Below are 1,538 nucleotides of genomic sequence, written 5' to 3'. Positions count from 1 at the left end.
GCACTGAAGATCATCTAGCCGGCCTTCGCGACCAAGAAGGCGGTGGAGCTAAAGTGAGTTCGAAGTGATCGAATCACTTTTGGGCCACGAGGAGGCGAAGATGATGTACAGCGGAATTGATCTGCATTCCAACAACAGCGTTATCGCTGTGATCGACGATAGCGATCGGGTTGTGGCGCAGAAGCGGCTGCCCAACGACATCGCGAAGATCATCGGCTTTCTGGCTCGGTGGCAAGACGAATTGGCTGGCGTCGTGGTCGAGTCGACCTACAATTGGTATTGGCTGGTCGACGGTTTGCAGGATACGGGCTTCCATGTGCATCTCGCCAACACGGCGGCGATCAAGCAGTACGAAGGACTGAAGCACAGCGGCGACGAGACCGATGCGCAGCACTTGGCGCACCTGCTGCGGCTGGGCATCCTGCCGACGGGCACGATCCTGCCGAGGGAGCATCGCGTCGTGCGCGATCTGGCGCGCAAGCGCATGCAGCTGGTGCAGTCATGCACGACACATGTTCTGTCGGTTGAAAACATCATGGCCAGACAGCTCGGTGGGCGGATGACCAGCAATCAAATCAAGCGGCTGACCGCCGATACGGTCGACAGCCTACCGCTAGGAGAGGACGTAGGCTTGGCAATCAAGGCCAGCGTTGCCGTTATCGCCACGCTGCAATCACAGATCGAGGTTCTGGAGAAGCGCCTGCAAGAGCGCGTCAAGCCCCGACCGCAATACGCCCTGTTGACCAGCGTGCCGGGCATCGGCCAGGCGCTTGCCACCGTCATTGTCCTGGAAACCGGTCCGATCGATCGGTTTGCCGACGTCGGCAACTATGCGTCCTATGCGCGCTGCGTCGACAGCGTCCATACCAGCAATCGCAAGAAGAAGGGCGAAGGCAACGTCAAGAACGGCAACAAATATCTCGCCTGGGCTTTCGTCGAGGCGGCGAACTTCGCCAGGCGCTTTTGTCCCGAGGCCAAGCGTTTCCATGAACGCAAAAAGGCCAGGACCAACAACATCGTCGCCACCAAGGCGCTGGCGCACAAGCTGGCGCGCGCCAGTTATCATATCCTGAAGGAGAGCAAGCCGTTCGACGTCGCGCGCTGCTTTGCCTGACGGACGACGGCGATCCGGCGAGCCACGTACGGTGACTGGGGCCACAACCAGCTGCACTGAATTGGACGCCGGATCGCCGTTACCAGCCGCAGTGACAGCGGATCGCCCGCAACGTAAGCCATCCGGAGATTGGCGCCGGCGTGCCGGCAACCACGGTTCTGTGAAACTCTCTTGGATACGGAACGGTACCAACGTTCTTCTGGGGCGGTCATGCCGCCAGGGCGCAGGCCTCATTCAGGCCGATGCTTGATCCCGATGGGTGTCTGGCGCGATCCGTGATGCGGACGCAGCCATCAACCGAAGAAACGGGCGCGGTTCGAGCACAGTGGCTGAAAGCGACCAGCGAAAGATTTGGCAGCTTGCGCTGCCAAAAAAAATGCGCTCGTCATCTTGACGACCGGCCGGCTAATGGGTGTCACCGTAA

1 protein-coding gene is annotated in these 1,538 nt (G+C 60.1%); it reads left to right on the top strand.

Annotated features, from left to right (window positions below):
* The first annotated feature begins 100 nt into the window (after window positions 1–100).
* Complete coding sequence (locus tag ABID58_RS37290; protein ID WP_354037799.1) at window positions 101–1,114, top strand: IS110 family RNA-guided transposase; 1,014 nt, start codon at window positions 101–103, stop codon at window positions 1,112–1,114.
* Window positions 1,115–1,538 lie beyond the last annotated feature (424 nt).

It is taken from the genome of Bradyrhizobium sp. S3.2.6, assembly GCF_040546885.1.
In the GTDB taxonomy this organism is placed as follows: Bacteria; Pseudomonadota; Alphaproteobacteria; order Rhizobiales; family Xanthobacteraceae; genus Bradyrhizobium; species Bradyrhizobium cytisi.
The sequence above is the reverse complement of the archived record's forward strand: the minus strand, read 5'-3'. Positions and strand labels throughout refer to the sequence as shown.